Genomic DNA, 19,319 nt, shown 5'->3' on the forward strand with positions numbered 1-19,319 from the left:
CTCAGATGCGGGTGGTCTGGTAGTACTGCTTGACGTGATCGCTCAGCGAGTAACCACCGCCCTTGGTGGGCGCCGGCTTGGGCTCGGCCACGGCGGCCGCGTCTTCAGGCGCGACGCGGGGCAACAGGGTGGCCGCGGCGGCCAGCGCGCCCACGGTGGACGCGCCCGCAAACAGAGTGCGGCGCTTGAGGTTCGGACGGCCTTCTTCGGGCGTGGATCGTGGGGACTTGTTCATGCATGTCTCCTGTGGGGTTCGGTCCCGCATCACAACATGCGGGCCTTTTGCATACGTCGAATCTAACCGGCCCCCACCCCCTATGCAAGCCATCCATAAGGGCGCCCTCCGCGTGAAATGCGATCGGTTCTCATCGCCGCATGTCGCAGCGCAGCATGCTGCCGCGCTTCCGAATTCATAGCCAGAACCGTGCCATGGTGCCGGCGTGGACCACCCCTCGCACGGACCCCGGGGGGTTGCGGGGCGATGCGCTTCACGGCCTAGGGATAACCCATGGAACGAATCCATTACGCGCTGGCGTGGACCGTCAAACTGTCCATCGTCGATGCGACAAATTGTCGCGACCGCCCTCCCGCGCGCGGGGTCGGAAATGCGCCAATACCCCAGTGATTTCGTAGGCTTACTCCGTAGAATCCTTCGGGGTGGACACCCCCTTTCTTCCCCCCTCGCCCGAAAGAACCCTGGAGGGTTGGCCCGACTGGTCGATCCTGATCGTCGACGACGAACAGGGCATGCTCAACTTCCTCGTCAAGACGCTGGCACCGCGCTGCCACTTCGTGATGAGCGCCTCCAGCGCCGAGGACGGCGCGCAGTGGCTGCGCGGCCACCACGTGGACCTGGTGATCCTCGACATCTCGCTGCCCGGCAAGAGCGGCGTGGTCTGGCTCAAGGAGTTGCGCGAACAGGGCTTCACCGGCGAGGTGATCCTGATCACCGCCTTCGCCGACCTGGACACCGCCATCGAAGCGCTGCGCGCGGGCGCGTCGGACTTCATCCTCAAACCGTTTCGCGTGCCGCAGATCCTCAACGCGGTGAAGCACTGCTACGAGCGCTCGCGCCTGCGGCGCGAGAACTTCGTGCTGCGCCGCGCGGTGGTCACCAGCGCGCCCGGGCGCGCGGCGCTGGTCGGTGCCTCGCCGGCCATGCAGCATCTGCGCGAGTCGATCGCGCGCGTGGCCCCGGTCAACAGCACCGTGCTGCTGCAGGGCGAGTCGGGCACCGGCAAGGAGCTGGTGGCGCGCGAGCTGCACGCGCTCAGCAGCCGCGCGGGCGGCCCCTTCGTGCCGGTCAACTGCGCGGCGGTCTCGCCCGAGCTGATCGAGAGCGAGCTGTTCGGCCACGCCAAGGGCGCGTTCAGCGGCGCCACGCGCGCGCGCGACGGCCTGTTCCACTACGCGCAGGGCGGCACGCTGTTCCTCGACGAGATCGCCGAGCTGCCGCTGTCCATCCAGGCCACGCTGCTGCGCGCGATCGAAGACCTCAACATCCGCCCGGTGGGCAGCGAACAGCTGGTGCCGCTGAACCTGCGCATCGTCGCCGCCACCAACCGCCAGCTCAGCGAGGAGGTGGCGGCCGGCCGCTTCCGCAAGGACCTCTACTTCCGCCTGCAGGTGGTGGACCTCACGCTGCCGCCGCTGCGCGAGCACAAGGACGACATCGCCGAACTCGTGGCGCACTTCATCGCCCAGCTCGCGCCCTCGCTCGGCGTGGAGCCCCTGGTCATCAGCGAACCCGAGATGGACTTCCTGCGCCAGTACGACTGGCCCGGCAACGTGCGCGAGCTGCGCAATCTGATCGAGCGCTCGCTGATCCTGGGCAGCCTCAACGTGTCGGCGCTGTACCCGGGCCAGACCCGCCGCCCCGAGGCCAGCAGCGCCGCGCCCACCGATCTGCACACGCTGGAGAAGATGCACATTCTCTCGGTGCTCGATTCGGTGCAGGGCGACAAGACGCGCGCGGCGCAATTGCTCGGCGTCTCGCGCCGCACACTGGAACGCCGCGTGGCCGAATGGGGCGCGACATGACACCGACACCCTGCGCATGAGCTTCTGGCGCGCCCCCCGCTGGCTGGCCGGCTCGGTCCGCAACAAGCTGCTGGCGATGGCGCTGCTGCCGCTGTTGCTGGCGTTCCCGATGCTGGTGCTGGCGCTGGCCCTGTGGGGCAACGTGGCCTACGACCGGCTGCTGATCACCAAGGTGCGCAGCGACCTGGCGGTGGCGCACGGTTACTTCGAGCAGGTGCTCAGCGAGGTCGGCTCGGGCACACAGGGCGTGGCCGGCTCACAGGCGCTCTACACCGCGCTGCGGCCCGCGAACCCCACGGACCGGCGCGACGTGAGCGAGCAACTGGCGTTGGCCCGCGAACGGCTCGGGCTGGACTTCCTGCTGCTCTACACGCCACAAGGCCAGCCGCTGGCGCGCGCGGTGCCCGCCGGGCTGAGCAACGCGGATGCGAGCGCGCCGATCCCGCTCATGCCCCCCGCGCTCGGGGGTTCGGTGAGCGACAACGGCCGCTCGGCCGCGCGCGCGCGATTGCTGGTGCTGGAGCCGGAAGAACTGGAGGCCCTGGCGCCGCACCTCTCGCCGCGCCTGCGCATTTCGCTGGTGCGCACGCGCAACGCCGCGCCCGACACGCGCGAGGCCGAGCACCGCGCCATGGTGATGCTGGCCACCCACCCGGTGCGCGACGCGGCGGGCCAGACGATCGCGCTGCTCGCGGGCGGCCTGCTGCTGAACCAGAACCTGGATTTCATCGACCACATCAACCGCATCGTGTACCCCGAAGGCTCCTTGCCGTTCGGCAGCCAGGGCACGGCCACGCTGTTCATGGACGATGTGCGCATCACCACCAACGTGCGCCTGTTCCAGGACCAGCGCGCGATCGGCACACGCGTGTCGCAGACGGTGCGCGACGCGGTGCTGGGCCGGGGCCAGACCTGGCTGGACCGCGCCTTCGTGGTGAACGACTGGTACGTCTCGGCCTACGAGCCCTTGCTGGACGCGCACGACCAGCGCATCGGCATGTTGTACGTGGGGTACCTGGAGGCGCCGTTCCGGCTGGTGCGCTACGCGATGCTGGGGGTGATGGGCCTGATCTTCCTGGGCGTGATGGCGCTCTCGGCCTGGTTCTCGCTGCGCTGGGCGCGCAGCATTTTCCAGCCGGTGCAGCGCATGAACCGCACGATGCAGCTGGTGGAGGAAGGCCAGTCGGGCGCGCGCGTGGGCGAGATTTCGGCGCGCGACGAGCTGGGCGCGTTGGCGGGCCATCTGGACGAGTTGCTGGACGTGATCGACGACAAGACGGCGGCCTTGCAGCGCTGGGGCGAGGAGCTGGACCACAAGGTGGCGGAGCGCACGGCGGAGCTGGAGGCGAGCAACGCGTCGTTGCAACTGGCGCAGCAGCAGTTGGTGAAGAGCGAGAAGCTGGCGGCGATCGGTCAGCTGACGGCGAGCATCGCGCACGAGATCAACAACCCGATCGCGGTGATGCAGGGCAATCTGGATCTGATGCGCGAGACGCTGGGGGCGGCAAGCCGGCCGGTGGTGTCGGAGCTGAAGTTGCTGGACGAGCAGGTGGAGCGCATGCGCATCATCGTGACGCAGTTGTTGCAGTACGCGCGGCCGACGGAGTATGCGGGGTATGTGGAGACGCTGGACATCAACCGGACGATGGAAGACTGTCTGGTGCTGGTGGGGCATCTGTTGGCGCAGACGCACATTCGCGTGGAGCGGGATCTGCAGGCGTCGCGGCGCGCGGGTTGCAATCGGCAGGAGTTGCAGCAGGTGGTGATCAATTTGTTGATCAACGCGATTCAGGCAATGCCGCAGGGTGGGGTGTTGCGGTTGGTGACGCGGGATTGGGTGGATGAGTTGGGGCGTGGGGGTGTGCGCTTGTGGGTGCAGGACAGTGGCCCGGGTCTTTCCGCCGAGGTGCTGGAGCGTTTGTTCCGGCCGTTTTTCACGACGAAGAACGATGGGAATGGGCTGGGGTTGTGGATCAGTCAGGGCTTGGTGGAGCGCTATGGGGGGCACATCACGGCCGAGAACCTCTCTGCTGGTTCCGGTGCTTCTTTTTGCGTGGCTTTGTTGACGGAGCCTCATGCGCCTGAGGCTGCGCCTACCCGGGATGGTCGGCCTGGGGGGCTTTGAGTTTCTTTTTGGGGTTTCGCTCGTCGACCTCGCGTCAGGCCGGTGGCGGGATCCGAATGCTCCGGCCCCATTCGCGGTTGCCACAAAAGCTTGCGCGCCCACCCGGTGTTGACGAAGTGGTGTATGCGGACCCGGGCAGTCGCCCGCGAGCGGCCGGCGCCAGCATGACCGGACCACCCGACCCTGCCAACCCGGCAGAGCGAAACGCCTAGGAGAAACTCAGGCCAACATATCGAAGCCCTGCGCCTCGACATTCACAAAAGCCCGGGTGAACCCAGCCAGAGCCGCATAGAACGAGGCCTTGGGATGCCCGGCAATCGCATCGCACATCTGCAGTACCCACGGCTGCAGATGCGTGGTGAAGAACTTCTGCTGTTGCGTGAGGTTCGCCACCTCCACCTCGTCACCCGCGATCAGATAACGCATCACTTCACAGAGGTAAGCGATGTGGTCCTCCGTCTCCGGCATCGTCTCGTCGCGCGCCAGACCCAGCGCCGCCAGATCGTTGCGCAAGGCCGCCAACGGTTTCTCGTTCAGGAAACCGCTGAGGTAGTGCGAACCGAACACGAACACATCCGGCTTGCCCACACCACCGAACAGCGCGTCGTACTCCGCCGCCACCGCCTCATCGCTCAGCGCACGCGCAGCCGCCACCACCTCGCGCCACGGCTCCTCCAGAAAACCGCCGGCCGCCGGCGCCTCGGTCACCGCCACGCGCAGCTGCGCCATCAGCTCCGCCGGCGGCGGCGCGTAATACAGCGCCGCCAGCAGGCCGTACACCTCGGCACGGGCGGTTTCTTCGTCCAGCGCGGAAGACGACGAGACGGGAATGGCGTTGTTCATGTCAGACATCGTGAATCCGGGTCTCACCCGGGTTGGAATACAGGTCCACCACGCGGCAGTCGCCGCACATCTTCAGGCGCTCCAAGGCCTCGCCCTGGAACATCGCATGGCCCGAGAGCTTGGCCAGCATCACCTCGATGCCCTTGAGCGTGCCAAAAGGCTTGGCACAGCGGATGCAGTGGTACGGCTGAGCCTCGTTGAGCACGCGCAACTGCTTGCGCTGCTCACCCAGCAGGAGACGCGGTTGCAGCGTGATCGCGTCCTCCGGGCAGGTGCTGGCGCACAGGCCGCACTGCACGCAGTTCTTTTCGATGAAGCGCAGCTGCGGGCGCTCGGTGTTGTCCTGCAAGGCGCTGGACGGGCAGGCGCTCACGCAGCTCAGGCACAGGGTGCAGGTGTCCTTGTTGACCTCGATCGAACCCAGCAAGGACGCACCGGGCAGCACGATGGTTTCCACCGGCGCGCGCTGGGCCGCGCTGTCCTGCATCAGGTGGTCGAGCGCGAGTTCCACGGTCGCGCGCTTTTCGGCCTGGATGGCGAAGGTTCCGCGGCGCTTCACGGTCTGTGCCGGTGCGTCGCCGAGCTCGGCGTCCAGCGCCTTCACGTCCTTCGCTTCGATCAGGCGGAAATGACGGCCGCCATAGCCCAGGCCGCTCACGATGGCCTGCGCCACGTCCATCTGCGCGCGCACCGCGTCGCGGTACTGCGGCGCTTCGTCGCCGGTCATCAGCACCCAGACCTGCGAGGCGCCATAGGCGAAGGCGGAGAGCCACACGTCCAGCCCGATGGAGGCGGTGTGCCACAGCGGCACCGGGATCACGCGCGCGGGCACACCGCGCGCGGGCACACCGCGCACGGCCTTCTTGTCCAGCGAGGCCGCGCGCCCGAGTTCACCGATGAGCGCGCCGCCCGCTTCCTCGCTGTGCAGCAGCACGGCAGCGTCTTTGCCGCCGGCCTTGGCGTAGGTGCGCAGCAGGGTGCGCAGCTTCACGCCCTGCTCGCTCGCTCGCGGGTAGGCGTACGACAGCGCGCCAGTGGGGCACACCGTGGTGCAGGCGCCGCAGCCCACGCAGAGGTTGGGGTTGACGACGATCTGGTTGCGCTTGATCTCGCTGCGGATCGCCAGCGCCGAGCAGATCTCCACGCAGGCGTTGCAGCCCACGGTCTCGTTGCGGCCGTGCGCGCACAGCTTCTGCTTGTAGGTGAAGAACTTGGGTTTCTCGAACTCGCCGACCAGGTCGCGCAGTTGCACGACGGGTGGCGATGGCGGCCTCGGCCTGCAGGCCGCCGCGCAGGTGGAAGTAGCCCTGCGGGTGCGCGTGCTGGGTGAAGGCGGGAGCGTCGCGCAGGTCGAGCACGATGTCGAAGCGCTCGCTGTGGGTCTGCGGCTCGCGCTGGAAGTTGATCGCACCCACGGCCTCGCAGGCCTTCACGCAGGCGCGGTGGTCCTGGCACTTGGCCAGGTCGATCTGGTAGTCCAGGCCGATGGCGCCTTCCGGGCAGGCCGCCACGCAGGCGTTGCAACGCGTGCAGAGGTCGAGGTCGATCGGGTTGTCGCTGCGCCATTGCACGTCGAACGCGCCCAGCCAGCCTTGTACCTGCTCCAGCGCGCCCGCGATCACGGGGTAACGCCGCGCCTGCATGCCCTGCCCGCCCGTGCGCCAGGAGGCTGACCTCGAGCACGTCGCCCACCAAGCCGGCGATGCGCTCGCTCTCGTCCAGCGCGCCGATGATCAGCAGGCGCCCCGCGCTGTGGTAGGTGACGGTGGGCACCGGCTCGGGATCGGGCAGGCGCGCCGCCGCCAGCAGCGCGGCCATCTTCGGCATGGCCTGCGCGCCTTCGCGGCCCCAGCCGCCGGTCTCGCGGATGTTCACGAAATGGATCGGCCGCACGTCCAGCGGCACCGCGCCCTCGGTCTGTTCCGAGAGTTCGGTGAAGAGCCGGCTTTCCTGCGTGCAGGCCACCACGAGCTCATCCTTGCTGCGGCAGGCCTTCTGGAAAGCGGGCGCGTCGCGGCGGCACAGCGTGGTGTGCAGGCTCAGGTCTTCATCCAGCGCGTCGCCCAGAACCTGGGGGTTCAGGGACATCGTCTGGTTGCAATTGCAGATCAGCGTGGTCATCGTGGGGTGCCGCGTCGTGGGCGGCAGCAGTGGGCTCGCGGGGGTCGGCGGCGACAGGGGCGTCGTCGACGGCGTCGTTGGCTTCGGCCTGTTCGGCGGCCGTTGTGTCGGGTGGTGTATCGGTGGCCGGTGTGGCGGTGGCGGCGGCGGGCTTGGGCTCGTTGGGGTCGTCCACCAGCTTGAGGAACTGCGCGCCCACCATCTTGGCCATCTCGGCGGCCGTGATGGGGCTGGGCTGGGAGTAGTCGTCGATGTAGATGTCCAGCCCGTCCATCACGTTGTAGTGCGGGTCGGTGAACAGCTTCTTCACGGCGGCGTTGCGCACGTCGGCAGGCACGTCGCGCGCGACGAAGGCCGAGTAGTCCGATTCGGGCGTGAGGCGGGCCACGTCGTCCAGCGTGAGCGCGGGTGGCGGCTCGGCAGGTGTTTCGGCGGGCGCGGTCACCAGCTCAGGCATCGGCGGCGCCACCACCGCGGCCGCGGCCGCGACCGGGGCCACGGGTGGGGCGGGCGGCTCGGGCGGCAGGGGCTCGCCACTGCGCACCTGCACCTTGCGGCGCGACCAGCGCGAGAAGAAATTGCTGCTGTCGTCTTCGGCGGCCATGCTCACTCTCCGGGCGGCCCACCGCCACGCAGCTTGCTGGTGCTGATGCGTACGGGTTGGCCGAAGCGGTCGGTCAGCGGCTTGAAGCTGTCGGGCCGCTTGCGGCGCTTGGGTTCGGGCTGGTAGGTGGTGTCCACAAAAGCGCGCAGCCAGCCCACCACCTCGTCGGGCGCGGCGACCTGGTCCACGCGCTCCTGCGCGTCGAGCCAGCGGCCGGCATCGTGGTAACTCAGCGTGACGATCTGCGGCACCGCCATGGGCTCGCCGTCGAGCAGGCGCGCTTCGTCAGCGCGCCAGAACACCCAGAAGCAGGGGTTCGGGCTGTTGAGGTTGAGGAAGTAACCCTCGGCGTCGTCGCGGAACAGTTCGACACGAAAACGCGGGAACAGCCAGTGCGTGGCCTGCGCGTCGACGCCCTGGGTGTTCACGGGCTCGACCGCCTGCGGTTCGTGGCTCTCGTGCTCGGGTGCCGGGCCGGTCTCGTCGGGATCGCTGCGCACCATCACGTCGGCCAGCACCCAGCGCCAGGCCTGCCAGCGGCTCATGGGCCCACTCACCGGCTCGCGCCGCATCACCACATCGACCTCGATGGCGGGTCGGCTGCGGGTGGGGGACGACATATGTTCGATCTGCATACGGAGACCGACTGTAAGCCATACCCCTGGGAGAAGTACCCCTTCGGGCGTTTCTCCCCGCCCCACGGTGTGACATGCGCGGGGAAACCCTGAGTGCAACGCCAGCCCGAAGGTCGGTGGTGACCGGGTGGCCCGCCGCAGCGAAGTCAAGGGGGAGGCGGCACCAGCCGCCGGAGGACATTCGCGGAGGCGGGCCACCCGGTCGCCACCGACCGCCGCCACGCCAACGCGAAACGCAACTCAGTACGTCTCGAGGTGCAGGCGTCCTTCGCGCTTCAACGCGCCGCCGATCGTTTCCCAATTCAGGCCAGCGCCCTGCGCCACATCGCGCAACGCGAGCACCACGCCCTCTTCCATGCTCTTGAGGCCGCACACATAGAAATACGTGTTCGGGTCCTGCAGCAGCACGGCCAGGTCGGCCGCGCGCTCGCGCATCACGTCCTGCACGTAGCGCTTGGGCTGACCGGGCGTGCGGCTGAACGCGAAGTTGGTGTCGATGAAATCCTTGGGCAGGCTCTGCAGCGGGCCGAAGTACGGCAGCTCTTCCTGCGTGCGCGCGCCGAAGAACAGCAGCAGCTTGCCGCCTTCGAACTTGCCCGAGGCGCGCAGGCGCCGGCGCCACTCGGTCATGGCGCGCATGGGCGCACTGCCGGTGCCGGTGCAGATCATCACGATGTTCGAGCGCGGGTGGTTGGGCATGAGGAAGCTGGTGCCGAACGGCCCGATCACCTCCACCTTGTCGCCCACCTTGAGGTCGCACATGTAATTGCTCGCCACGCCACGCACCGGTTCGCCGTCGTGGTCTTCGAGCACGCGCTTGATGGTGAGCGACAGGTTGTTGTACCCCGGGCGCTCGCCGTTGCGCGGGCTGGCGATGGAGTACTGGCGCGCGTGGTGACGGCGGCCGATGTCGTCCACGCCCGGCGGCACGACGCCGATGCTCTGGCCTTCCAGCACCGGGAAGGGCATGGCGCCGAAATCGAGCACGATGTGGTGGGTGTCGTAATCGCTGCCGGCGGTCTTGCCGACTTCGGTCACGCGCACATTGCCCACCACGGTGGCGGTCACGGTCTTCTGCGTGGCCTTGGGACCGTAGAGGTTGCTGTAGGCGTGCGCGGCCGACCAGGGCGGCAGCGTCGCGCCGAAGGCCGACGAGTTGAAGGCCTCCTCACCGCTGGGGTCTTTCGCCACCGCGGGCGCGGCGGCGGGCGGCGCGGCCACGGACACGTCGGCATCGGCATCGGCCAGGCCTTCGAGCTCTTCGGGCGGCAGCTCGGCCGGCAGCGATTCCCAGGTGAGCTGCTCGGCGGTCGTGTAGGCCCGCACGCGCGGCATCATGCGCCAGTTGTCGATCGAGCCCGTGGGGCACGGCGAGATGCAGTCCATGCACAGGTTGCACTTGGACGCGTCGACCACGTAGTTGAGGTTGTCGTGCGTGATCGCCTGCACCGGGCAGATCGCTTCGCAGGTGTTGCAGCGGATGCAGATCTCGGGGTCGATCAGGTGCTGCTTGATGACAGCGGCTTCGGCAACAGCGTTCATGATGGTGTCTCCATGCGGTCGAGACAGTGTAGGAGAGAGGGGCGCGCCGCGGGGTGCGGCGCGCAGAGGTTCAACCAAACCGGACGTATTCGAAATCCACCGGCTGGCGGTTGATGCCCATCACGGGCGGCGCGATCCAGCCGGCGAACTTGCCGGGGTCGACCACGCGGCCCATGAGCGAGGCGACGAAAGCGAAGTCTTCCGGCGTCGGCAGCCATTCGCTCTTCTTCGCGGCCCACTCGGCCTCGCTCACCACGCGGCCTTCGGGCGACATCTTGATGCCCGCGAGCGCGCCGATCTGGCGGTTGAAGGCCTTGTGCGGCACGGTCAGGCGCGTGGGGATACCGGCTTTTTCCAGCACCTTGTTCCAGCGGTTCACGCCAGCCACGGAGTCGGCGATGAAGTCGTCGCGCAGCACTTCGTTGAGCGCGTTGAGCATGGGCACGTCCTTCTCGACGAGCTGGCCGTCCTTCACTTCGAGCACCTTGTAGGTCTGGCCCTTGAGCACGTGGTCGTCGGTGCGCTTGCCTTCTTCGTAGCGGCCCTTGAGGCCCGAGCTGTAGAAGATGGCGGCGTTGCTCGACTGGTCGGCGCCGAACAGGTCGATGGTGACGCTGTAGTGGAAGTTCAGGTAACGCTGGATGGTGCCCAGGTCGATGGCGCCGGCGGCACGCACCTTCTGCGCGTCGTCGGTCTTGAGCTCGTTCATCACCTGCGCGGTGCGCGTGAGCACGCGCGAAACGCCGCTCTCGCCCACGAACATGTGGTGGGCTTCTTCGGTCAGCATGAACTTGGTCGTGCGGGCCAGCGGGTCGAACGCGGATTCGGCCAGGGCCGACAGCTGGAACTTGCCGTCGCGGTCGGTGAAGTAGGTGAACATGAAGAAGGCCAGCCAGTCGGGCGTCTTCTCGTTGAACGCGCCCAGGATGCGCGGGTTGTCCTGGCTGCCCGAGGTGCGCTGCAGCAGCGCCTCGGCCTCTTCGCGGCCGTCGCGGCCGAAGTGCTTGTGCAGCAGGTAGACCATGGCCCACAGGTGGCGGCCCTCTTCCACGTTGATCTGGAACAGGTTGCGCAGGTCGTACATGCTGGGCGCGGTCAGGCCCAGGTGGCGCTGCTGCTCGACCGACGCGGGCTCGGTGTCGCCTTGCGTGACGATGATGCGGCGCAGGTTGGCGCGGTGTTCGCCGGGCACGTCCTGCCAGGCCTTTTCACCCAGGTGGTCACCGAAAGTGCACCTTGCGCTCGGCGTCGCCCGGGTTCAGGAAGATGCCCCAACGGTAGTCGCGCATCTTCACGTGGCCGAACTGGGCCCAGCCTTGCGGGTCCACGCTGACCGCGGTGCGCAGGTAGACCTCGTGGTTGGTCGAACCCTCGGGGCCCACGTCGTCCCACCAGTTGATGAAGTTGGGCTGCCAGCCTTCGAGCGCGCGCTGCAGCGTTCGGTCTTCGCTGAGGTTGACGTTGTTGGGGATCTTCTCGCTGTAGTTGATCGAGCTCATGTCGTGCTTCCTCGGGTTCGGTGGCTGGAATGAAATCAGACGCGGTTGAAGTCGAAGGCGGCCTTGTCGCCCTTGCCGTAGACCTTGAGTGCGCCCTTTTCGCCGACGGCGTTGGGGCGGATGAAGATCCAGTTCTGCCAGGCGGTGAGGCGGCCGAAGATGCGGGGGGCGATGTTTTCCTTCTGCGCGAAACGCAGGTTGGCTTCCAGGCCGGTGAGCGCGTCGGGCGACATGGAGGCGCGCTCTTCGAGCGCCATGCGCACTTCGTCGGCCCAGTCGATGTCGTCGGGCGCGGCCGTCACCAGGCCCAGGGCCAGCGCGGCGTCGGCGTCCAGCGCCTGGCCGATGGCACCGCGCGCGGCTTCCATCGGGGCCGTTTCTTCGTAGAAGCGGCGCTGCAGGCGCGACTGCTCGTTGACCATGGGCAGGAAGCCGAAGTTGAACTCGCCCAGCTGCAGCTTGGGCGCGGCATCGGCGTCGTCGGGCAGGGCCAGCATGTAGGCGCGGTCGGCGCAGAAGGCCAGCTCGGCCAACGAGCCGGCGAAGCAGGAGCCGGACTCGATCAGCGCGAACAGGCTGCGCGAGGACACGTCCAGGCGGGCGAAGGTGCGGCGCATCAGGCCCAGGGTCTCGCGCACCAGCCAGTGGTCCTTGTTCGCGAGCATCAGCGCGTCGCTGGCGAGCACGGCGGCGGCGTCGCCTTCGGTCTTGAGCAGCCAGGTGCCGATGTCGAGTTCGTTGGTGCGCAGGCAGAGGATGGCGTCGTCGAGCTCGCGCGCCATCTGCAGCGGCCACCAGGCGGCGCCCGCAGCCTCGATGCCGGCGATGTCTTTCGGCTGCGCGCCGGTGGGCGCCTTCACGGTGAGGGTGACGTTGCGCTTGGCGCGGTCGATCGCCACGTTCACATATTGGTAGCTGATGCCGTCGGCGCTGTCGGTGCGCTCGACGCGGGTCAGGGCCACGCCCTTGCCGGCGGCCGGGCGGTCGCTCTTGGCGGCCAGCGCGGCGGCGCGCTCTTTCACGTGGGCGGCGAACTGCTGCGGCTTGGCAATGGAATCGACCAGGCGCCAGTCCACGGCCTTCTGGCCGCGCACGCCTTCGCTGGTGGTGCAGAAGATGTCGGCCAGGTCGTGGCGCACGTGGCGCTTGTCGGTCACGCGGGTCAGGCCGCCGGTGCCGGGCAGCACGCCGAGCAGCGGCACTTCGGGCAGGGACACGGCGGAGGAGCGGTCGTCCACCAGCACGATCTCGTCGCAGGCCAGGGCCAGCTCGTAGCCACCGCCGGCGCAGGCGCCGTTGAGCGCGGCGACGAACTTCAGGCCGCTGTATTGGGAGGAGTCTTCGATGCCGTTGCGGGTTTCGTTGGTGAACTTGCAGAAGTTCACCTTCCAGGCGTGGCTGGAGAGGCCGAGCATGAAGATGTTGGCGCCGGAGCAGAACACGCGGTCCTTGCCGCTGGTGACGACCACGGTGCGCACTTCAGGGTGTTCGAAGCGCACGCGGTTGAGCGCGTCGTGCAGCTCGATGTCCACGCCCAGGTCGTAGCTGTTGAGCTTGAGCTTGTAGCCGGGGCGGATGCCGGCGTCTTCGTTGATGTCGACGGCCAGGGTGGCGACATCGCCTTCAAACGACAGCTTCCAGTGGCGGTACTGGCTGGGGTCGGTGCGGTAGTCGACGGCGGGGGGCGTGGCGGTGGCGCTCATGGGGTGTCTCCGGGCAGGTGTCTGAGGTCGATGGCGGTCCGCAGGGGACTGCGGCGGGATCAGGCCCGAAGACCTGCACTCAAACGCCGGTCCGAACCTGGTGATGTGAATAATAATTCACAAAGTCAAAAACGTCAATGCACTTTCATGCATGTTTTTCTTCAAGCCCGATCGCCTCGCGCACCTGGGCCCGCAGCGCGTGGAAAGCGTCTTCCAGGTTGTAGGCGCTGGTGTCGAAGGCCATGTCGGCCTTGGAATAGAAGGCCGAACGCCCGGCCAGGATGCGCTTGAGGTCTTCCATGGCCTCGCGGCTCGCAGCCATGGGCCGCAGGTCGCCCTGGGCCGCCACGCGGCCCATGTGGTCGGCCGGGTCGGCCTGCAGCCAGACCGTGGTGCAGTGGGACAGCAGCAGGTTGAAGTTGGCCGCGTCGGACACCAGGCCACCGGGGGTAGCGATCACCACCTCGGGGTAGATCTGGATCGCCTCTTCCAGCGCGCGGCGCTCGTAGCGGCGGTAGGCCGGCGTGCCGTAGAGGGAGTGGATCTCGTTGATGCTGCAGCCGGCGAATTTCTCGATTTCGCGGCTGAGCTCGATGAAGGCAAAACCCAGGTCGTCGGCCAGCCGCTGGCCCAAGGTGGACTTGCCCGCCCCGCGCAGGCCGATGAGGGCGATGCGCGCCTTGCGCCCGGGGTCGCCGCCACTGGCCGCGCCGCCGCCCAGCAGGCTGCCGATGGCAATGCGGGCCCGGCGCAGGTCGGCTTCGTTGCGTTTTTCCAGCAGCTCACGGATCAGCAACCATTCCGGTGAGCTTGTGCTCACATCACCCAGCAGCTCGGCCAACGAGCATTGCAGCGCCTGTGCCACCTGCAGCAGCACGAGGATGGACGCGTTGCCGGTGCCGTACTCGAGGTTGCGCCAGGTGCCGCTCGGACACATCGGCCGCGATCGCCACCGCCTTGCGCGTCATGCCCCGGCGCGAGCGCAGAGTGCGCACGCGCTCGCCCAGCGCCACCAGAAACGGGTGGCGCTCTTCTTCGGCGCCGGGCTGCTTGGCCTCGCTGGCGGCCATCACGCCGGTCGCGTCGATGTCCATGGTGGGCTGACCTTTCTGTGGATCGGTTGGGCGGGAAAAACCCTTTGAGGGCTTGCCATTCGGCAAAACATGCACTTTAATGCACAATCCGCAAAACGCAAGATAGTGCATTTATAGCGCCATTCTCCCCCGCGGCCAGTGCCCCGGGGTCCGCCATCACCCACCGAGACAACCACCATGACCCCCTCTTCCCTGCTCCCCAACTTCCTCGGCGGCCAATGGCAGACCGGCACCGGCGCGGGCACGCCTTTGTTCGACCCGGTGCTGGGCACCGAACTCGCCCGTGTGAGCAGCGCCGGGCTGGACCTCGCCGCCGGTTTCCGGTTCGCCCGCGAACAGGGCGGCCAGGCCTTGCGCGCCCTGAGCTACGGGGAACGCGCCGGGCTGCTGGCGGCCATCGTCAAGGTGCTGCAAGCCAACCGCGACGCCTACGACGAGATCGCCACCGCCAACTCGGGCACCACCACCAAGGACTCGGCGGTGGACATCGACGGCGGCATCTTCACGCTGGGCTACTACGCCAAGCAGGGCGAGGCCCTGGGCGGCGCGCGCGCGCTGCTCGACGGCGAGCGCATCCGCATGGGCAAGGACCCGGTGTTCCAGACCCAGCACGTGCTGCAGCCCACGCAGGGCGTGGCGCTGTTCATCAACGCCTTCAACTTCCCGAGCTGGGGCCTGTGGGAAAAGGCCGCGCCCGCCCTGCTCTCCGGCGTGCCGGTGATCATCAAGCCCGCCACGGCCACCGCGTGGTTGACCCAGCGCATGGTCAAGGATGTGATCGACGCGAACATCCTGCCGCCGGGCGCGCTCTCGGTGGTCTGCGGCTCCTCCGCAGGCCTCATGGACCAGCTGCAACCCTTCGACGTGGTCTCGTTCACCGGCTCGGCCGACACCGCGCGCATCATCCGCAGCCACCCGGCCGTGGCCGAGCGCTCGGTGCGTTGCAACATCGAGGCCGACAGCCTCAACAGCGCCCTGCTCGACCCGGCCGCTACGGCCGACAGCGAGGCCTTCAACCTGCTGGTGAGCGAGGTGGTGCGCGAGATGACGGTGAAGGCCGGCCAGAAGTGCACCGCGATCCGCCGCGTGTTCGTGCCGCGCGCGCTGTACGACGCGGCCGCCCAGGCCATCGGCGCCAAGCTCGCCAAGACCAGCGTGGGCAACCCGCGCAACGAGGGCGTGCGCATGGGTTCGCTGGTGAGCCAGGAGCAGAAGGCCAGCGTGCTCGAAGGCATCGCCAGACTGTGCACCGAAGCCGAGGTGTTGTTCGACGGCAGCGGCGCTGCCCTGGTGGACGCCGACGCGGCCGTGGCGGCCTGCGTGGCGCCCACGCTGCTCGGCTCGCGCGAACCCGCGAAGGCGAAGGTGCTGCACGAGGTCGAGGTGTTCGGCCCGGTGGCCACGCTGATGGCCTACGACGGCATCGAACAGGCCTACGAACTCATTCGCCGCGGCGAGGGATCGCTGGTGTGTTCGGTCTACAGCGCCGACCCGGCCTTCACCGCCAGCGCCGCGCTGGAGCTGGGCTCGGCCCACGGCCGCGTGCACGCCATCTCGCCCGACGTGGCGGCCAGCCAGACCGGCCACGGCAACGTGATGCCCATGTCGCTGCACGGCGGCCCGGGCCGCGCCGGTGGCGGTGAAGAACTCGGCGGCCTGCGCGCGCTCGGCTTCTACCACCGCCGCAGCGCGGTGCAGGCCAGCAGCGCCGCGCTGGACGCCCTGGCCGCCTCGGCGGTAGCCTTGACGTATTGAGCCCGAACCCCGCGAACCGCAGAGGAGACAACCCCATGGACACCACCGTCGCGCCGCCCCCCGAGCGCTTCAACTTCGCGCGCCACCTGCTGGACCTCAACAGCGGCCGCGCGGCCAAGACCGCCCTGATCGACGACCAGGGCCAGCTGAGCTACGGCGAGCTCGCCGACCAGGTGCGGCGGTTTTCCGCCGCGCTCAGCGCCTTGGGCCTGCGCCGCGAAGAGCGCGTGCTGCTGCTCATGCACGACAGCAGCGACTGGGTGGTGGCCTTCCTCGGTGCGCTGCATGCGGGCGTGGTGCCGGTGGCGGTGAACACCCTCCTGACCGCGCAGGACTACGCGTACATGATGGCCAACAGCCGCGCCCAGGCCGCGCTGGTGTCGGCCGCGCTGCTGCCCACGCTGCAGACCGCGCTGGACCACCTGAGTGCCCAGGGCGGCCACGAGGTGAAACACGTCATCGCCTCGCGCGCCACGGGCGCCCTGCCCGAGGGCGTGCACCACTTCACCACCCTGGTGGGCAGCCACGCACCGGCGGCGCAGGCCGCCGACACGCACGGCGACGAGCCCGCGTTCTGGCTGTATTCCTCGGGCTCCACCGGTGCGCCCAAGGGCACGGTGCACACCCAGGCCAACCTGTACTGGACCGCCGAGCTGTACGGCAAGGGCGTGCTGGCGCTGCGCGAGAACGACGTGGTGTTCTCCGCCGCCAAGCTGTTCTTCGCCTACGGCCTGGGCAACGCGCTGAGCTTCCCGCTCACCGTGGGCGCCAGCGTGGTGCTGATGGCCGAGCGCCCGACGCCGCAGGCCTGCTTCAAGCGCTTCAAGGACCAGCAGCCCACGGTGTTCTACGGCGCGCCCACCGGCTACGGCGGCATGCTCGCCGCTGCCGACCTGCCGAAGAAGAGCGAGGTGGCCCTGCGCCTGTGCTCCTCGGCCGGCGAGGCCCTGCCGCAGGACATCGGCCAGCGCTGGACGAACCATTTCGGCGTCGAGATCATCGACGGCATCGGCTCCACCGAGATGCTGCACGTGTTCCTCTCCAACCGCCCTGGCGATGTGCGCTACGGCACCACCGGCAAACCCGTGCCGGGCTACCAGATCGAACTGCGTGGCGAGGACGGCCAGCCCGTGGCCGACGGCGAGATCGGCGACCTCTACATCAAGGGCCCGAGCGCCGCGCTGATGTACTGGAACAACCGCGGCAAAAGCCGCGACACCTTCCAGGGCGGCTGGACCAAGGCCGGCGACAAGTACACGCGCGACGTGGACGGCTACTGCACCTACGCGGGCCGCAACGACGACATGCTCAAGGTCAGCGGCATCTACGTGAGCCCGTTCGAGGTGGAGGCCACGCTGGTGCAGCACCCCGCCGTGCTCGAAGCCGCCGTGATCGGCAAGACCGACGCCGACGGCCTGACCAAGACCAAGGCCTTCGTGGTGCTCAAGGCCGGCGCTCAGGCCACCGAAGCCGAACTGCAGGCCTTCGTGAAGGAAAAGCTCGCGCCCTACAAGTACCCGCGCTTCATCGAGTTCCTGCCGGAACTGCCGAAGACGGCCACGGGCAAGATCCAGCGCTTCCGGTTGCGGGAGCGGGAGACGGGGACCTGACGACCTGGTCAAGCAGGCCGGCCGACAGGGGCGTACAATAATGCGTACCTGTACAAGAAGGAGTACGCATGAACACCATCAGCTACAGCGCCGCCCGAGCCAACCTGGCCACCACCATGGACCAGGTGTGCGAGGACCATGAGCCCATGATCATCACCCGGGGCGGAGAACGCTCGGTGGTGATGCTCTCGCTGGAAGACTACAAGGCGCTGGAAGAAACCGCCTACCTGCTGCGCAACCCCACCAACGCACGGCGCCTGCTGTCGTCGGTATCCCAGCTGGCCGCCGGGAAGGGAAGCGAGCGGGGGCTGGCCGAGTGAAGCGGGTGTTCTCGGACGAAGCCTGGGAAGACTACCTGTACTGGCAAAAGCAAGACCGCAAAATGGTCGAGCGCATCAACAAGCTGATCCGCGAGGTGATGCGAGAGCCTTTTGCCGGCGTGGGCAAGCCCGAACCGCTCAAGCACGCGCTGTCGGGTTTCTGGTCCCGGCGCATCACGGACGAGCACCGCATGGTGTACCGCATCGAAGGCGATGCGCTGCAACTGGCCCAGTTGCGGTACCACTACTGACGGCAGGAAGGCCTCAGGTGTCCTTCGAAATCTTGATCGAAGGGAACTTGCTGGAGAAGTCCTTGGACTTGGCCGCGATCTTGATCGCCACCTGCCGCGCCACACCCTTGTAGAGGCTGGCGATCTCGCCCTCGGGGTCGGCCACCACCGTGGGCATGCCGCTGTCGGCCTGCACACGGATGCTCATGTTCAGCGGCAGCGCGCCCAGGTAGTCCATGCCGTATTCGGCCGCCATCTTCTTGCCGCCGTCGGCGCCGAAGATGTGCTCCACGTGGCCGCACTTCTCGCACACGTGCACCGCCATGTTCTCCACGATGCCCAGGATGGGCACGCCCACCTTCTCGAACATCTTGATGCCCTTGCGCGCGTCGAGCAGCGCGATGTCCTGCGGCGTGGTCACGATCACGGCGCCGGTGAGCGGCACGCGCTGGCTCAACGTGAGCTGGATGTCGCCGGTGCCCGGCGGCATGTCGACGATGAGGTAGTCGAGGTCGCTCCAGTTGGTCTGGCGCAGCAGCTGTTCCAGCGCCTGCGTGCGCATGGGGCCGCGCCAGATCATGGCTTCGTCGCGGTCGATCAGGAAGCCGATGGAGATCACCTGCACGCCGTAGTTTTCCAGCGGGTCCATGGTCTTGCCGTCCGAACTCTCGGGCCGGCCTTCCACGCCCATCATCATGGGCTGGCTGGGGCCGTAGATGTCGGCGTCCAGGATGCCGACCTTCGCGCCCTCGGCGGCCAGCGCCAGCGCGAGGTTGACGGCGGTGGTGCTCTTGCCCACGCCGCCCTTGCCCGAGGCCACGGCGATGATGTTCTTCACGTTGGGCATGAGCTGCACACCGCGCTGCACGGCGTGCGCGACGATCCTGGTGCCCATGTTGACCGAGACGTTGTCCACGCCGGGCACGCTCTTGGCCGCCGCGATCAGCGCGCGGCGCAGCGACGGCAGCTGGCTCTTGGCCGGGTAGCCCATTTCCACCTCGAACGAGACATCGCCCTCGGCCACCTGCAGGTTCTTCACCGCCTTCGTGGAGACAAAATCCTTGCCGGTGTTCGGATCGACAACGGCTTGCAGCGCGGTCAGCAGTGCCTGGGAATCAACGGCCATGGGAAACGGTCTCCTGAGAGGGGGTGGGGTATCGGTGTTGTGAGGGGTGCGGGAGCGTGGGGAAGTCTAACG

Annotated in this window: 13 protein-coding genes and 3 pseudogenes; 6 read left to right on the plus strand and 10 right to left on the minus strand. The window is 68.0% G+C overall.

Features of this window, described 5'->3' with window-relative positions; all coding sequences use genetic code 11:
• Position 1: 1 nt before the first annotated feature.
• Positions 2-235 (minus strand): formate dehydrogenase, encoded by a 234-nt coding sequence (locus ACFJGX_RS25080; RefSeq protein WP_382323426.1) that lies wholly within the window; start codon positions 233-235, stop codon positions 2-4.
• Between the two features lie 422 nt (positions 236-657).
• Here ACFJGX_RS25080 and ACFJGX_RS25085 point away from each other — a divergent pair, with 422 nt between their 5' ends.
• Positions 658-2,040: a sigma-54-dependent transcriptional regulator gene (locus ACFJGX_RS25085; protein WP_382323425.1), complete on the plus strand. Its 1,383-nt coding sequence runs from the start codon at positions 658-660 to the stop codon at positions 2,038-2,040.
• A 16-nt stretch (positions 2,041-2,056) separates the two neighbouring features.
• Positions 2,057-4,165, plus strand: coding sequence for a cache domain-containing protein (locus ACFJGX_RS25090; RefSeq protein ID WP_382327279.1), 2,109 nt, complete (start codon positions 2,057-2,059; stop codon positions 4,163-4,165).
• Positions 4,166-4,384: 219 nt separating this feature from the next.
• On the opposite strand, the gene ACFJGX_RS25095 is transcribed toward ACFJGX_RS25090, so the two are convergent.
• From ACFJGX_RS25095 to ACFJGX_RS25130, 8 genes and pseudogenes are all read right to left on the minus strand, one after another.
• Positions 4,385-5,008 carry a molecular chaperone gene (locus ACFJGX_RS25095; RefSeq protein WP_382327281.1) on the minus strand — a complete coding sequence of 208 codons (624 nt, stop codon included), beginning with the start codon at positions 5,006-5,008 and terminating at the stop codon, positions 4,385-4,387.
• 1 nt (position 5,009) lies between these two features.
• Positions 5,010-7,096: pseudogene (locus ACFJGX_RS25100) on the minus strand (4Fe-4S binding protein).
• Positions 7,056-7,733 (minus strand): DUF3306 domain-containing protein, encoded by a 678-nt coding sequence (locus ACFJGX_RS25105; RefSeq protein ID WP_382323421.1) that lies wholly within the window; start codon positions 7,731-7,733, stop codon positions 7,056-7,058. Before ACFJGX_RS25105 ends, ACFJGX_RS25100 begins: the two are co-directional and overlap by 41 nt.
• Positions 7,734-7,735: 2 nt before the next feature.
• Entirely contained in the window at positions 7,736-8,353 is a 618-nt protein-coding gene (locus tag ACFJGX_RS25110; RefSeq protein WP_382323420.1) for a DUF3305 domain-containing protein, read from the minus strand.
• Positions 8,354-8,608: 255 nt separating this feature from the next.
• Entirely contained in the window at positions 8,609-9,910 is a 1,302-nt protein-coding gene (boxA, locus tag ACFJGX_RS25115) for a benzoyl-CoA 2,3-epoxidase subunit BoxA (RefSeq protein ID WP_382323419.1), read from the minus strand.
• A 70-nt stretch (positions 9,911-9,980) separates the two neighbouring features.
• A pseudogene (gene boxB / locus ACFJGX_RS25120) lies at positions 9,981-11,409 on the minus strand (benzoyl-CoA 2,3-epoxidase subunit BoxB).
• Between the two features lie 35 nt (positions 11,410-11,444).
• Positions 11,445-13,112: a 2,3-epoxybenzoyl-CoA dihydrolase gene (gene boxC, locus ACFJGX_RS25125; protein ID WP_382327283.1), complete on the minus strand. Its 1,668-nt coding sequence runs from the start codon at positions 13,110-13,112 to the stop codon at positions 11,445-11,447.
• A 145-nt stretch (positions 13,113-13,257) separates the two neighbouring features.
• A pseudogene (locus tag ACFJGX_RS25130) lies at positions 13,258-14,182 on the minus strand (helix-turn-helix transcriptional regulator).
• A gap of 201 nt (positions 14,183-14,383) precedes the next feature.
• Between ACFJGX_RS25130 and ACFJGX_RS25135 the strand changes: the two are divergent.
• The 4 genes from ACFJGX_RS25135 (at position 14,384) to ACFJGX_RS25150 (ending at position 18,142) form a co-directional block, all read left to right on the plus strand.
• The gene (locus ACFJGX_RS25135; RefSeq protein WP_382323416.1) at positions 14,384-15,961 is read left to right on the plus strand and encodes a 3,4-dehydroadipyl-CoA semialdehyde dehydrogenase; all 1,578 of its coding nucleotides are present in this window, start codon (positions 14,384-14,386) and stop codon (positions 15,959-15,961) included.
• A gap of 35 nt (positions 15,962-15,996) precedes the next feature.
• Complete coding sequence (locus tag ACFJGX_RS25140; protein WP_382323415.1) at positions 15,997-17,571, plus strand: benzoate-CoA ligase family protein; 1,575 nt, start codon at positions 15,997-15,999, stop codon at positions 17,569-17,571.
• A gap of 68 nt (positions 17,572-17,639) precedes the next feature.
• Positions 17,640-17,891 carry a type II toxin-antitoxin system Phd/YefM family antitoxin gene (locus ACFJGX_RS25145; RefSeq protein ID WP_382323414.1) on the plus strand — a complete coding sequence of 84 codons (252 nt, stop codon included), beginning with the start codon at positions 17,640-17,642 and terminating at the stop codon, positions 17,889-17,891.
• Positions 17,888-18,142, plus strand: a complete 255-nt coding sequence (locus tag ACFJGX_RS25150; RefSeq protein ID WP_382323413.1) for a Txe/YoeB family addiction module toxin — start codon at positions 17,888-17,890, stop codon at positions 18,140-18,142. The genes ACFJGX_RS25145 and ACFJGX_RS25150 overlap by 4 nt, the downstream gene beginning before the upstream one ends.
• Before the next feature lie 13 nt (positions 18,143-18,155).
• Here the strand turns inward: ACFJGX_RS25150 and apbC are convergent, their stop codons facing one another.
• Positions 18,156-19,247: an iron-sulfur cluster carrier protein ApbC gene (gene apbC / locus ACFJGX_RS25155; RefSeq protein ID WP_382327285.1), complete on the minus strand. Its 1,092-nt coding sequence runs from the start codon at positions 19,245-19,247 to the stop codon at positions 18,156-18,158.
• Positions 19,248-19,319 lie beyond the last annotated feature (72 nt).

This window comes from Hydrogenophaga sp. UC242_50, assembly GCF_042697355.1.
Taxonomy (GTDB): Bacteria; Pseudomonadota; Gammaproteobacteria; order Burkholderiales; family Burkholderiaceae_C; genus Hydrogenophaga.